The organism is Pseudomonas sp. KH_027, from assembly GCF_057838565.1.
In genome coordinates this window covers 2,099,641-2,113,000 of the sequence record NZ_CM174470.1, presented here as the reverse complement: position 1 = coordinate 2,113,000, position 13,360 = coordinate 2,099,641, and the positions used below count along the sequence as shown (strand labels likewise).

At 61.6% G+C, this 13,360-nt stretch carries 9 protein-coding genes; all 9 read left to right on the top strand.

Annotated elements, in window-relative coordinates:
- Positions 1 to 59 precede the first annotated feature (59 nt).
- Entirely contained in the window at positions 60 to 1,655 is a 1,596-nt protein-coding gene (locus tag AC3IYG_RS09955) for an isocitrate lyase (protein WP_489313591.1), read from the top strand.
- Positions 1,656 to 1,946: 291 nt separating this feature from the next.
- The gene (locus AC3IYG_RS09950; RefSeq protein WP_489313590.1) at positions 1,947 to 3,947 is read left to right on the top strand and encodes a PhoX family protein; all 2,001 of its coding nucleotides are present in this window, start codon (positions 1,947 to 1,949) and stop codon (positions 3,945 to 3,947) included.
- A 726-nt stretch (positions 3,948 to 4,673) separates the two neighbouring features.
- Positions 4,674 to 5,066, top strand: a complete 393-nt coding sequence (locus AC3IYG_RS09945) for an NADH-quinone oxidoreductase subunit A (RefSeq protein ID WP_489313880.1) — start codon at positions 4,674 to 4,676, stop codon at positions 5,064 to 5,066.
- Between the two features lie 10 nt (positions 5,067 to 5,076).
- Positions 5,077 to 5,751: a NuoB/complex I 20 kDa subunit family protein gene (locus AC3IYG_RS09940; protein WP_119952130.1), complete on the top strand. Its 675-nt coding sequence runs from the start codon at positions 5,077 to 5,079 to the stop codon at positions 5,749 to 5,751.
- Positions 5,752 to 5,813: 62 nt separating this feature from the next.
- Positions 5,814 to 7,595 carry an NADH-quinone oxidoreductase subunit C/D gene (nuoC, locus tag AC3IYG_RS09935; protein WP_489313589.1) on the top strand — a complete coding sequence of 594 codons (1,782 nt, stop codon included), beginning with the start codon at positions 5,814 to 5,816 and terminating at the stop codon, positions 7,593 to 7,595.
- A gap of 2 nt (positions 7,596 to 7,597) precedes the next feature.
- Positions 7,598 to 8,095 (top strand): NADH-quinone oxidoreductase subunit NuoE, encoded by a 498-nt coding sequence (nuoE, locus tag AC3IYG_RS09930; protein ID WP_489313588.1) that lies wholly within the window; start codon positions 7,598 to 7,600, stop codon positions 8,093 to 8,095.
- Positions 8,092 to 9,456, top strand: a complete 1,365-nt coding sequence (gene nuoF, locus AC3IYG_RS09925) for an NADH-quinone oxidoreductase subunit NuoF (RefSeq protein ID WP_489313587.1) — start codon at positions 8,092 to 8,094, stop codon at positions 9,454 to 9,456. Before nuoE ends, nuoF begins: the two co-directional genes overlap by 4 nt.
- 170 nt (positions 9,457 to 9,626) lie before the next feature.
- Positions 9,627 to 12,344: an NADH-quinone oxidoreductase subunit NuoG gene (nuoG, locus tag AC3IYG_RS09920; RefSeq protein WP_489313586.1), complete on the top strand. Its 2,718-nt coding sequence runs from the start codon at positions 9,627 to 9,629 to the stop codon at positions 12,342 to 12,344.
- The gene (nuoH, locus tag AC3IYG_RS09915) at positions 12,344 to 13,351 is read left to right on the top strand and encodes an NADH-quinone oxidoreductase subunit NuoH (RefSeq protein ID WP_489313879.1); all 1,008 of its coding nucleotides are present in this window, start codon (positions 12,344 to 12,346) and stop codon (positions 13,349 to 13,351) included. Before nuoG ends, nuoH begins: the two co-directional genes overlap by 1 nt.
- Positions 13,352 to 13,360 lie beyond the last annotated feature (9 nt).

Genomic DNA, 13,360 nt, shown 5'->3' with positions numbered 1-13,360 from the left:
ATTAGGTTTTGGGTGGGAAGTTTCGTGCTCAACCAATCATCAACTTTGAAGGATTGACCATGTCAGCTTATCAAAACGACATCAAAGCCGTTGCTGCCCTGAAAGAAAAGGCCGGCAACAGCTGGAGCGCCATCAACCCTGAGTCCGTCGCTCGCATGCGCACTCAGAACCGCTTCAAGACTGGCCTGGATATCGCCAAGTACACCGCAGCCATCATGCGCAAAGACATGGCTGAGTACGATGCCGACACTTCTGTATACACCCAGTCCCTGGGCTGCTGGCACGGTTTCATCGGTCAGCAGAAGATGATTTCGATCAAGAAACATCTGAAGACTACCGACAAGCGTTACCTCTACCTGTCCGGCTGGATGGTTGCTGCGCTGCGTTCCGACTTCGGCCCGCTGCCCGACCAGTCCATGCATGAGAAAACCGCGGTTTCCGGCCTGATCGAAGAGCTGTACACCTTCCTGCGCCAAGCCGACGCCCGTGAGCTGGACCTGCTGTTCACCGCCCTGGATGCTGCCCGCGCCGCTGGCGACGACGCCAAGGCCGCTGAAATCCAGGCTCAGATCGACAACTTCGAAACTCACGTAGTACCGATCATTGCCGACATCGACGCAGGTTTCGGTAACCCGGAAGCCACCTACCTGCTGGCCAAGAAGATGATCGAAGCCGGTGCGTGCTGCATCCAGATCGAAAACCAGGTTTCCGATGAGAAGCAGTGCGGCCACCAAGACGGCAAAGTCACCGTTCCGCACGAAGACTTCCTCGCCAAGATCAACGCTGTTCGTTACGCGTTCCTTGAGCTGGGTATCGACGACGGCGTGATCGTTGCCCGTACCGACTCCCTGGGTGCCGGCCTGACCAAGCAAATCGCTGTAACCAAGCAGCCGGGCGACCTGGGCGACCAGTACAACTCGTTCCTGGATTGCGAAGAAGTGTCCGCTGCCGACCTGGGCAATGGCGACGTGGTGATCAACCGCGGCGGCAAACTGCTGCGTCCGAAGCGCCTGCCTTCCAACCTGTTCCAGTTCCGCGCTGGCACCGGTGAAGCGCGCTGCGTACTGGACTGCATCACTTCGCTGCAGAACGGCGCCGACCTGCTGTGGATCGAAACCGAGAAGCCGCACGTTGGCCAGATCGCCGCCATGGTTAACGAGATCCGTAAAGTGATCCCGAACGCCAAGCTGGTGTACAACAACAGCCCGTCCTTCAACTGGACCCTGAATTTCCGTCAGCAAATGTTCGACATCATGGTTGGCGAAGGCAAAGACGTTTCCGCCTACGACCGCGCCAAGTTGATGAGCATCGACTACGACGAAACCGAACTGGCTGTTCGTGCTGACGAAATGATCCGCACCTTCCAGCGTGATGGCTCCCGTGAAGCAGGTATCTTCCACCACCTGATCACCCTGCCGACCTACCACACCGCCGCGCTGTCCACCGACAACCTGGCCAAAGGGTACTTCGCAGACCAGGGCATGCTGGCCTACGTGAAAGGCGTTCAACGTCAAGAGCTGCGTCAAGGCATCGCTTGCGTGAAGCACCAGAACATGGCTGGTTCCGACCTGGGCGACAACCATAAAGAGTACTTCGCTGGCGAAGCGGCTCTGAAGGCCAGCGGTAAAGACAACACCATGAACCAGTTCCACTGATTCGCTTGCGAACCAGCATGAATTGATTCATCAAGCTTCGGCTTGAGGTGTAAGAAAAAGGCGAGCTTCGGCTCGCCTTTTTTGTGCCCGCCAATTGAGGGTTACCGGCTCGCCACGGCAAGCGTCACGCTCAACACCCATTGCCTCACGAAGCCCTCAGCCACAAGGTCAGAAAAGCCGCCATCGGGCGGTTTGGGTTTTTTGTGCGAAAGCGCACAGGCGCTGTCATTACTTCGTCGCTTTTCGCCATTAGCGTCAAGGTTCCGTCAACTAGCCCTGAGGAGCCGAATCGTGAACCCCGACAACAAAGACAGCGCATTATTTGGTAACGGCGATGAGTTACCCAGCAACCACTCCAACAACCCGCATATCAACACGCTGATTGCAGACCTCGGGCGCCGCCAGGTGCTGGCAGGCGGTGCGGCACTTGGCGCCCTGGCCTTTCTCGGCGTCAGCTTGCCCGACACCGCGCAGGCCGCCGACCCCTCCAGCCAAGCCCTGGGCTTTCCATTCAAACCGCGCACGCGCCTGCCCTTTACCGCCGTGGCCATTAACCGCGCCGACAGCATCACGGTGCCCGCCGGCTACAAGGCCACCCCGTTCATCCCCTGGGGCACGCCCATCACCGGCCGCTACCCGGCATTTCTCGATGACGCCAGCAACAGCGCCCAGGACCAGGCGGAACAAGTCGGCATGCACCACGACGGCATGCATTTCTTCCCGATGGACGCGCAACGCGGCAACGGCCATAAAAGTGACCACGGCCTGCTGGTACTCAACCACGAATACATCGATGCGCCGCTGCTGCACCCCAACGGCCCGACCAGCGTGAACGGCAAGCGCGTAAGCGCCGAGGAAGTGCGCAAGGAAATCAACGCCCATGGCGTTTCGGTGGTGGAGATCCGCCGCAACGTGCGCGGCGAATGGGAAGTCCTGCCCAGCGCCCGCAACCGCCGCATCACCGCCGCCACCCCGATGCAGATCCGCGGCCCGGCGCGTGGCCACGCCCTGCTGCGCACCCGCTACAGCCCCGAGGGCAAAGCGACCCGCGGCACCCAGAACAACTGCTCGAATGGCTACACGCCCTGGGGCACCTACCTGACCTGCGAAGAGAACTGGGCCGGCTACTTCGCCACCCGCGACGCCGAACTGCCGCGCGAACTGAAGCGTTACGGTCTGCGCAGCACCAGCCGCTTCGGTTGGGACACCCTGCCCGGCGATGAATTCGAGCGTTTCGATGCCACCCGCAAAAGCGTCGATGCCACTGGCGACTACCGCAACGAGCCGAACAACTTCGGCTGGATCGTCGAGATCGACCCGTTCGATCCAGACTCGGTACCGGTCAAACGCACGGCCCTCGGCCGCTTCGCCCACGAAGGCCTGATCTTCGCCCCGGTCAAGTCCGGCAAGCGGGTGGTTTGCTATTCCGGCGACGACTCGCAGAACGAATACATCTACAAATACGTGAGCCGCGATAAATTCCGACCCGGACGCAGCAACGGCCACCTGCTCGATGAAGGAACGCTCTACGTCGCCCGCTTCAACGCCGACAGCAGCGGCGAATGGCTGCCGCTGGATATCCACGACTCGCGTTTCCAGGCGGCCTGCGTCAGCGCTGGCGTCAGCTTCGCCGATCAAGGCGAGGTGCTGATCAACACCCGCCTGGCCGCCGACATCCTCGGCGCCACCAAGATGGATCGCCCGGAATGGGGAGCCGTGAACCCGGATACCGGCGAAGTCTATTTCACCCTGACCAACAACACCGCCCGCACTGCGCCAGATGCCGCCAACCCGCGCCCGGCCAACGCCTACGGGCATATCCTTCGCTGGCGGGAACAATCCCGCGACCACACTGGGCTGCGCTTCGACTGGGGCCTGTTCCTGCTCGCCGGCCCACAAAGCGACAGCCGTGGGCCAAAGGGTGCTCCGCTGGACGCGAGCAACATGCACGCCAGCCCGGACGGGCTCTGGTTTGACGATGAGGGCCGGCTGTGGATTCAAACCGACATGAGTGGCAGCCAACTGAGCACGGGGCCCTTCGGCAACAACCAGATGCTGGTGGCTGACCCTAAAAGCGGCGAGATCAAGCGCTTCCTGGTCGGCCCGTCAGGCGCGGAAATCACCGGCATCGCCGCCACGCCAGATCTGCGCACGCTGTTCATCAACATCCAGCACCCCGGCGAAGGCTCCACCGCCACCAACCTGCTCAGTACCTGGCCGGACGGCCCGGGCAAACGGCCACGCTCGGCAACGGTGATCATCACCCGCGAGGACAACCGCCGCCTGCTCTGAACACTGGCCGAAATGCCAGATGTGCGTGACCGGCCGGCCCTGGCCGGTCACTTTCCCTGGGACAGACTCGCCGCCAGCTACACCTCGGCCATCTGCACAGTAATCGGCAATACCCGCCAGCAATCGCCTGGATCGCGTCGTCACCGCCACCCACAAACTGCCCAAGCCCCTGTATGGCCCGGCCCTGCATGGTCATTGCTGCCCGGCTCGCAAGTAAAAAGCGCTGAGCGCCTCACTCTGGAGAGATGACAACGACCCCAGCCAAGCCCGGCGAACAGCAGCAGGACGGTCCTTGCCCGGAGCTGATTACAGGTCAGCGGCAGCTGATTCGACTACAGGACTCGGCAGCAAAGCTGAACCGTTGTTTCCCGCGCCAACATAAATCAGCAACTCGGCTTTATAGTGAAAGTGCAAGAGACTTAATAATAATGAATATCATCCTCAATTAAATCCCACTTCATACGCTGGCAACCCATGGCTAGTCGACCAAGGCCGTAGACCGCCGCACAAGCCCGGCCCTTCTAGCCTGGAGCTGAGTCCAAAGGCTATAACTTGGCCGCTAAGTTAATTTTTTATAAGGAAAAATTTACTTACTAAGGCAGACACGCATAAAATTAGTGAAATAGATTGCTGGCTAAGCACTAGCTACCCGCAACTTCCACTTTTAATGAAATCGCCGTTCCTTGTCTAAGGAGTACCGGCATGCCTGCTGAAGCTGTCGTCACTATGTCCCACAACTGGGGCTTCGCTATTTTCCTTCTGGGTGTCGTAGGCCTGTGCGCCTTCATGCTCGGCGTATCCAGCCTGCTCGGTAGCAAGGCCTGGGGCCGGAGCAAGAACGAACCCTTCGAATCCGGCATGCTGCCTACCGGCACGGCGCGCTTGCGCCTGTCGGCAAAATTCTATCTGGTCGCGATGCTCTTCGTGATCTTCGACGTTGAAGCCCTCTTTCTCTTCGCCTGGTCGGTGTCCGTTCGCGAAAGCGGCTGGGCCGGCTTTATTGAAGCTACAGTTTTTATAGCAATTCTGTTGGCAGGTCTTGTCTACCTTTGGCGCATCGGGGCCCTCGATTGGGCTCCCGAAGGTCGCCGCAAGCGGCAGGCGAAGCTAAAACAATGAGGCTTTGGCGATGCAATACAAACTCACCAGGATCGACCCGGATGCGCCTAACGAGCAGTATCCGATCGGCGAGCGGGAGACGGTTCCCGATCCGCTAGAAGGCCAGGTCCACCGCAACATCTACATGGGCAAACTGCAGGACGTGCTGAATTCGACGGTCAACTGGGGACGCAAGAACTCCCTGTGGCCGTACAACTTCGGTCTGTCCTGCTGCTACGTGGAGATGACCACTGCCTTCACCGCCCCCCATGACATCGCCCGCTTTGGCGCCGAAGTGATTCGTGCCTCACCGCGTCAGGCCGACTTCATGGTGATCGCCGGCACCTGCTTCATCAAAATGGCGCCTATCATTCAGCGTCTCTATGAGCAGATGCTCGAACCCAAGTGGGTGATCTCCATGGGCTCGTGCGCCAACTCGGGCGGCATGTACGACATTTACTCGGTCGTCCAGGGGGTCGATAAATTCCTCCCGGTGGACGTCTATGTGCCTGGCTGCCCTCCACGCCCCGAAGCCTTTCTGCAAGCTTTGATGCTGCTGCAGGAGTCGATTGGCCAGGAGCGTCGCCCACTTTCCTGGGTCGTCGGCGATCAAGGCGTTTACCGCGCCGACATGCCGTCGCAAAAGGATGCACGCCGCGAACAGCGTATTCAGGTTACCAACCTGCGCAGCCCCGACGAAGTGTGATCTCGCTGTTTCCACAAGAACGCCTGACTCACCCTTTACGTTGACTGAAAGCGACCGAGACCATGACTGCAGACACCGCTCTGTACATCCCGCCTTACAAGGCTGACGACCAAGACGTCGTCGTAGAATTGAATTCCCGCTTTGGCGCCGAGGCCTTCACGGCCCAGGCGACCCGTACCGGCATGCCGGTGCTGTGGGTTGCCCGCGAGCGCCTGATAGAAGTACTGACCTTCCTGCGTCAGTTGCCCAAGCCCTACGTCATGCTGTACGACCTGCACGGTGTCGACGAGCGCCTGCGCACCCAGCGTCGCGGCCTGCCCGGCGCCGACTTCACGGTGTTCTACCACCTGATGTCGATCGAACGTAATAGTGACGTAATGATCAAGGTCGGCTTGTCCGAGGGCGACCTGAACCTGCCGACCACCACCCCTATCTGGCCCAACGCCAACTGGTACGAGCGCGAAGTCTGGGACATGTACGGCATCACCTTCACCGGTCACCCGCACCTGACCCGGATCATGATGCCACCGACCTGGGAAGGTCACCCGCTGCGCAAGGATTACCCGGCGCGCGCCACCGAATTCGATCCGTTCAGCCTCTCGGTCGCCAAACAGAACCTGGAAGAGGAAGCCGCGCGCTTCAAGCCCGAAGATTGGGGCATGAAACGCCACGGCGCGAACGAGGACTACATGTTCCTCAACCTCGGGCCGAACCACCCTTCCGCCCACGGTGCCTTCCGCATCATCCTGCAGCTGGATGGCGAAGAGATCGTCGACTGCGTGCCGGAGGTCGGTTACCACCACCGTGGCGCCGAGAAGATGGCCGAGCGCCAATCCTGGCACAGCTTCATTCCCTACACCGACCGCATCGACTACCTCGGCGGGGTGATGAACAACCTGCCGTACGTGCTCTCGGTCGAGAAGCTGGCCGGCATCAAGGTGCCGGAGAAGGTCGACGTCATCCGCATCATGATGGCCGAGTTCTTCCGCATCACCAGCCACCTGCTGTTCCTGGGTACCTATATCCAGGACGTCGGCGCCATGACCCCGGTGTTCTTCACCTTCACCGACCGCCAGCGCGCCTACACCGTGATCGAAGCCATCACCGGTTTCCGCCTGCACCCGGCCTGGTACCGCATCGGCGGCGTCGCCCACGACCTGCCGCGTGGCTGGGACCGTCTGGTCAAGGACTTCGTCGACTGGCTGCCCAAGCGCCTCGACGAGTACGAGAAGGCCGCGCTGAAAAACAGCATCCTGCGCGGCCGGACCATCGGCGTCGCCCAGTACAACACCAAGGAGGCGCTGGAATGGGGCGTCACCGGCGCCGGCCTGCGCTCCACCGGCCTGGACTTCGACCTGCGTAAAGCCCGCCCCTACTCCGGTTACGAGAACTTCGAGTTCGACGTGCCGCTGGCAGTGAACGGCGACGCCTATGACCGCTGCATCGTGCGTGTGGAAGAAATGCGTCAGAGCATCCGCATCATCGACCAGTGCCTGCGCAACATGCCGGAAGGCCCGTACAAGGCCGACCACCCGCTGACCACGCCACCGCCGAAAGAGCGCACGCTGCAGCACATCGAAACCTTGATCACGCACTTCCTGCAAGTTTCCTGGGGCCCGGTGATGCCGGCCAACGAAAGCTTCCAGATGATCGAAGCGACCAAGGGCATCAACAGTTATTACCTGACGAGCGACGGCGGCACCATGAGCTACCGCACCCGGATTCGCACCCCGAGCTTCCCGCACCTGCAGCAGATTCCTTCGGTGATCCGCGGCAGCATGGTCGCGGACTTGATCGCGTACCTGGGCAGTATCGACTTCGTTATGGCCGACGTGGACCGCTGATTATGACTACCACGCTGATTCAAACCGACCGTTTCACCCTCAGCGATGCCGAGCGTTCGGCCATCGAGCATGAGCTGCATCACTACGAAGACTCGCGCGCGGCCTCCATCGAAGCGCTGAAGATCGTGCAGAAAGCCCGTGGCTGGGTGCCCGATGGCGCCATTGCCGCCATCGGCGAAGTCATCGGCATCCCGGCCAGCGACGTCGAAGGCGTGGCGACCTTCTATAGTCAGATCTTCCGCCAGCCCGTCGGCCGCCACATCATCCGCGTCTGCGACAGCATGGTCTGCTACATCGGCGGCCATGAGTCGGTGGTCAGCAGCATTCAGCAGCAACTCGGTATCGGCCTCGGCCAGACCACCACAGACGGCCGCTTCACCCTGCTGCCGGTGTGCTGCCTGGGCAACTGCGACAAGGCCCCGGCGTTGATGATCGACGACCACACCTTCGGCGACGTACAGCCCGATGGCGTAGCCAAACTGCTGGAGGCCTACGTATGACGTCCGCTTCAACTACCCGCCTGACGTCCTTCGGCCCTGCCAACCTGATCACCCGCACGGCTGAGACTCATCCGCTGACCTGGCGTCTGCGCGACGATGCCCAGCCGGTCTGGCTCGACGAATACCAGGCCAAGGATGGCTACACCGCCGCACGCAAAGCCTTCGCCGAGATGTCCCAGGACGAGATCGTGCAGACCGTCAAAGACTCCGGCCTCAAGGGTCGTGGTGGCGCCGGCTTCCCCACGGGCGTGAAGTGGGGGCTGATGCCCAAGGACGAGTCCCTGAACATCCGCTACCTGCTGTGCAACGCGGACGAGATGGAACCGAACACCTGGAAAGACCGCATGCTGATGGAGCAGCTGCCGCATCTGCTGATCGAAGGCATGCTGATCAGCGCCCGTGCGCTGAAAGCCTATCGCGGCTACATCTTCCTGCGCGGCGAGTACGTCGACGCGGCGGCCAACCTCAATCGCGCCGTCGAGGAAGCCAAGGCCGCCGGCCTGCTCGGCAAGAACATCCTCGGTAGCGGCTTTGATTTCGAGCTGTTCGTCCACACCGGTGCCGGGCGCTACATCTGCGGTGAAGAAACCGCACTGATCAACTCCCTCGAAGGCCGCCGCGCCAACCCGCGCTCCAAGCCGCCCTTCCCGGCCGCCGTTGGCGTGTGGGGCAAGCCGACCTGCGTGAACAACGTCGAAACCCTGTGCAATGTGCCGGCGATCGTCGGTAGCGGCGTCGACTGGTACAAATCCCTGGCGCGTCCGGGCAGTGAAGACATGGGCACCAAGCTGATGGGCTTTTCCGGCAAGGTGAAAAACCCCGGCCTGTGGGAACTGCCATTCGGTGTGCCGGCTCGCGAGCTGTTCGAGGACTACGCCGGCGGCATGCGCGACGGCTTCAAGCTCAAATGCTGGCAGCCAGGCGGCGCCGGTACCGGCTTCCTGCTGCCGGAACACCTGGACGCGCCGATGTACGCCGCCGGGATCGCCAAAGTCGGTACCCGCATGGGCACCGGCCTGGCCATGGCGGTGGACGAAAGCGTCAACATGGTGTCGCTGTTGCGCAACATGGAAGAATTCTTCTCGCGCGAATCCTGCGGTTTCTGCACCCCTTGCCGCGACGGTTTGCCGTGGAGTGTCAAGGTGCTGCGGGCGATCGAGAGTGGCCAAGGGCAACCCGGCGACATCGAAACCCTCGAGGGCCTGGTCAACTTCCTCGGCCCAGGCAAGACCTTCTGTGCGCACGCACCGGGCGCCGTGGAGCCGCTGGGCAGCGCGATCAAATACTTCCGGCCGGAGTTCGAAGCGGGTATCGCCCGTCAGAGCAGCCCGGCCGTGCCGGCCCAGGTGGTCAGCGCGTAAGACTTTATGAAACGGTGGCCAGTGCACTCTGGCCCCGGATCGAACCGTGATTCTATTAGCCAAGCCCGCCAGGAGAGTGTTGCGAAAACCGGATCAGCGACGATGAACCACACGGGTCATCCCGCTCAGTTTTCACAGACTCTGCGACGGGCCAACGAAGAAACTTGAATATGGCCACTATCCACGTAGACGGCAAAGCGCTCGAAGTCGACGGTGCGGACAACCTGCTACAGGCATGTCTTTCCCTCGGCCTCGACATCCCCTACTTCTGCTGGCATCCGGCGCTCGGTAGCGTCGGGGCCTGCCGCCAATGCGCGGTGAAGCAGTACAGCGATGAAAACGACAAGCGTGGTCGCCTGGTCATGTCCTGCATGACACCGGCCACCGATAACAGCTGGATTTCCATCGACGACGAGGAAGCCAAGCAGTTCCGCGCCAGCGTCGTTGAATGGCTGATGACCAACCACCCACACGACTGCCCGGTGTGCGAGGAAGGCGGTCACTGCCACCTGCAAGACATGACGGTGATGACCGGCCACAATGAGCGCCGTTATCGCTTCACCAAACGTACCCACCAGAACCAGCAGCTCGGCCCGTTCATTTCCCACGAAATGAACCGCTGCATTGCCTGCTACCGCTGCGTGCGCTTCTACAAGGACTACGCTGGCGGCACCGATCTCGGTGTGTTTGGCGCCCACGACAACGTGTACTTTGGTCGCGTTGAAGACGGCACCCTGGAAAGCGAATTCTCCGGCAACCTCACCGAGGTCTGCCCGACCGGAGTGTTCACCGACAAGACCCACTCCGAACGCTACAACCGCAAGTGGGACATGCAGTTCGCCCCGAGTATCTGCCATGGCTGCTCCAGCGGTTGCAACATCAGCCCCGGTGAGCGCTATGGCGAGATTCGTCGCATCGAGAACCGCTACAACGGCTCGGTCAACCAGTACTTCCTCTGCGACCGTGGCCGCTTCGGTTATGGCTACGTCAACCGTGAAGACCGTCCGCGCCAGCCACTGCTGACTGCCGAGAACAGCAAGCTGGGCCTGGATGCTGCTCTGGATAAAGCCGCTGAATTGCTGCGCGGTCGCAACATCGTCGGCATTGGTTCGCCACGCGCCAGCCTGGAAAGCAATTACGCCCTGCGTGAGCTGGTCGGGGCCGAGCATTTCTACTCCGGCATCGGCGCCAATGAGCTGGATAACCTTCGCCTTGTGCTCCAAGTGCTGCAAGACAGCCCACTGCCAATCCCGAACATGCGCGAAATCGAAGAGCACGACGCCGTTTTCGTGCTTGGCGAAGACCTGACGCAGACTGCCGCCCGTATGGCCCTGGCCCTGCGCCAAACGGTCAAAGGCAAAGCCGAGGACATGGCCGACGCCATGAAGATTCAGCCGTGGCTCAACGCCGCGGTACAGAACATTGGTCAGCACGCGCTGAACCCGCTGTTCATCGCCAGCCTGGATGCCACGCGCCTCGACGACGTTGCCGAAGAATGCGTGCACGCCGCGCCGGACGATCTGGCCCGCATCGGTTTTGCCGTCGCCCATGCCTTGGATGCCAACGCCCCAGCCGTGGCCAATCTCGATGCCGAAGCCAGCGAACTGGCCCAACGCATCGCCAAAGCCCTGCTCGCCGCCAAGCGCCCGCTGATCATTGCCGGCACCTCGCTGGGCAATAAAGCCTTGATCGAGGCGGCAGCGAACATCGCCAAAGCACTCAAGCTGCGCGAGAAGAACGGTTCCCTCAGCCTGGTCGTAGCCGAAGCCAACAGCCTTGGGCTGGCCATGCTCGGCGGCGACTCGGCGGATGCCGCGCTGCACGCGCTGACCTCTGGCAAGGCCGATGCGCTGGTGGTGCTGGAAAACGACCTGTATACCCGCGCTGACACCGCGCTGGTCGATGCCGCCCTGCAGGCGGCCAACGTCGTGATCGTCGCCGACCACCAGCAAACCGCCACCACCGCGCGTGCCGATCTGCTGCTGCCGGTTGCCAGCTTCGCCGAAGGCGATGGCACCCTGGTCAGCCAGGAAGGCCGCGCGCAGCGTTTCTTCCAGGTCTATGACCCGACTTACTACGATGCAAATGTGCTGGTTCACGAAGGCTGGCGCTGGCTGCATGCCCTGCGCAGCACCTTGCTGGAGCAGCCGGTGGACTGGACCCAACTTGACCACGTCACCGAAGCCACCGCGGCCAGCACGGCGATTCTGGCGGGTATTCGCAGTGCCGCGCCAAACGCCGCATTCCGCATCAAAGGCCTGAAACTGGCGCGCGAGCCGCTGCGTTACAGCGGCCGTACCGCCATGCGTGCCGACATCAGCGTGCATGAGCCACGCGCCTCGCAAGACAAGGACAGCGCATTCGCCTTCTCCATGGAAGGCTATTCGGGTTCCGCCGAACCCCGTCAGCAGATTCCGTTCGCCTGGTCGCCAGGCTGGAACTCGCCGCAAGCCTGGAACAAGTTCCAGGACGAAGTCGGCGGTCACCTGCGTGCCGGTGATCCGGGTACACGCCTGATCGAAACCAAGGGTGACGGCCTGCCCTGGTTCGCCACTGCGCCGCAACCGTTCAACCCGGCGCCGGGCACCTGGCAAGTGGTGCCCGTCCATCACCTGTTCGGCAGTGAGGAGAACTCCTCCCGCTCCGCCCCGGTGCAGGAGCGGATTCCACAGCCCTATGTGGCCCTGGCCAAATCCGAAGCGGATCGCCTGGGTGTGAATGACGGCGCCATGCTCAGCCTGAACGTGGCTGGGAAAACACTGCGACTGCCACTGCGTATCAGCGAAGAGCTGAGCGCCGGTCTGGTGGCCTTGCCTGTTGGCTTGGCTGGAATTCCGCCAGCACTCGCCGGCAAATCCGCCGATTCCCTGCAGGAGGCCGCGCAATGATGAGTTGGCTGACTCCAGAAGTGATCGACGTGATTCTGGCCGTGATCCGGGCCATTGTGATTCTGCTCGCGGTTGTGGTCTGTGGCGCGTTGTTGAGCTGGGTCGAACGCCGCCTGCTAGCACTCTGGCAGGATCGCTACGGCCCGAACCGGGTCGGGCCGTTCGGCATGTTTCAGATCGCCGCCGACATGGTCAAGATGTTCTTCAAGGAAGACTGGACGCCACCGTTCGCCGACAAGGTGATCTTCACCCTGGCGCCGGTGGTAGCCATGAGCGCCCTGCTGATCGCCTTCGCGATCATCCCGATCACCCCGACCTGGGGCGTCGCGGACCTGAACATCGGCTTGCTGTTCTTCTTCGCCATGGCCGGTCTGTCGGTGTATGCCGTGCTGTTCGCCGGTTGGTCGAGCAACAACAAGTTCGCCCTGCTCGGCAGCCTGCGGGCCTCGGCGCAAACGGTGTCCTATGAAGTGTTCATGGGCCTGGCGTTGATGGGCATCGTGGCGCAGGTTGGCTCGTTCAACATGCGCGACATCGTCGAGTACCAGAACCAGCACCTGTGGTTCATCATTCCGCAGTTCTTCGGCTTCTGTACCTTCTTCATCGCCGGCGTGGCCGTGACCCACCGTCACCCCTTCGACCAGCCGGAAGCCGAACAGGAATTGGCCGACGGCTACCACATCGAATATGCCGGGATGAAATGGGGCATGTTCTTCGTCGGCGAGTACATCGGCATCGTGCTGATCTCGGCCCTGCTGGTGACCTTGTTCTTCGGCGGCTGGCACGGCCCGTTCGATATCCTGCCGTCGCTGTCATTCGTCTGGTTCGCGCTCAAGACCGGCTTCTTCATCATGCTGTTCATCCTGCTGCGCGCCTCGATTCCGCGCCCGCGCTATGACCAGGTGATGGATTTCAGCTGGAAATTCTGCCTGCCGCTGACCCTGATCAATTTGCTGGTAACCGCTGCGCTGGTGTTGCTCAACACACCAGCCGGCGCGGTTCAGTAAGGAGAATGA

Excerpts from the sequence above, each read along its gene's own strand:
- AC3IYG_RS09955 (WP_489313591.1), top strand. The coding sequence starts at position 60 with ATGTCAGCTTATCAAAACGACATCAAAGCCGTTGCTGCCCTGAAAGAA.
- AC3IYG_RS09945 (WP_489313880.1), top strand. The coding sequence starts at position 4,674 with ATGTCCCACAACTGGGGCTTCGCTATTTTCCTTCTGGGTGTCGTAGGC.
- AC3IYG_RS09940 (WP_119952130.1), top strand. The coding sequence starts at position 5,077 with ATGCAATACAAACTCACCAGGATCGACCCGGATGCGCCTAACGAGCAG.
- nuoC (WP_489313589.1), top strand. The coding sequence starts at position 5,814 with ATGACTGCAGACACCGCTCTGTACATCCCGCCTTACAAGGCTGACGAC.
- nuoE (WP_489313588.1), top strand. The coding sequence starts at position 7,598 with ATGACTACCACGCTGATTCAAACCGACCGTTTCACCCTCAGCGATGCC.
- nuoF (WP_489313587.1), top strand. The coding sequence starts at position 8,092 with ATGACGTCCGCTTCAACTACCCGCCTGACGTCCTTCGGCCCTGCCAAC.
- nuoG (WP_489313586.1), top strand. The coding sequence starts at position 9,627 with ATGGCCACTATCCACGTAGACGGCAAAGCGCTCGAAGTCGACGGTGCG.
- nuoH (WP_489313879.1), top strand. The coding sequence starts at position 12,344 with ATGAGTTGGCTGACTCCAGAAGTGATCGACGTGATTCTGGCCGTGATC.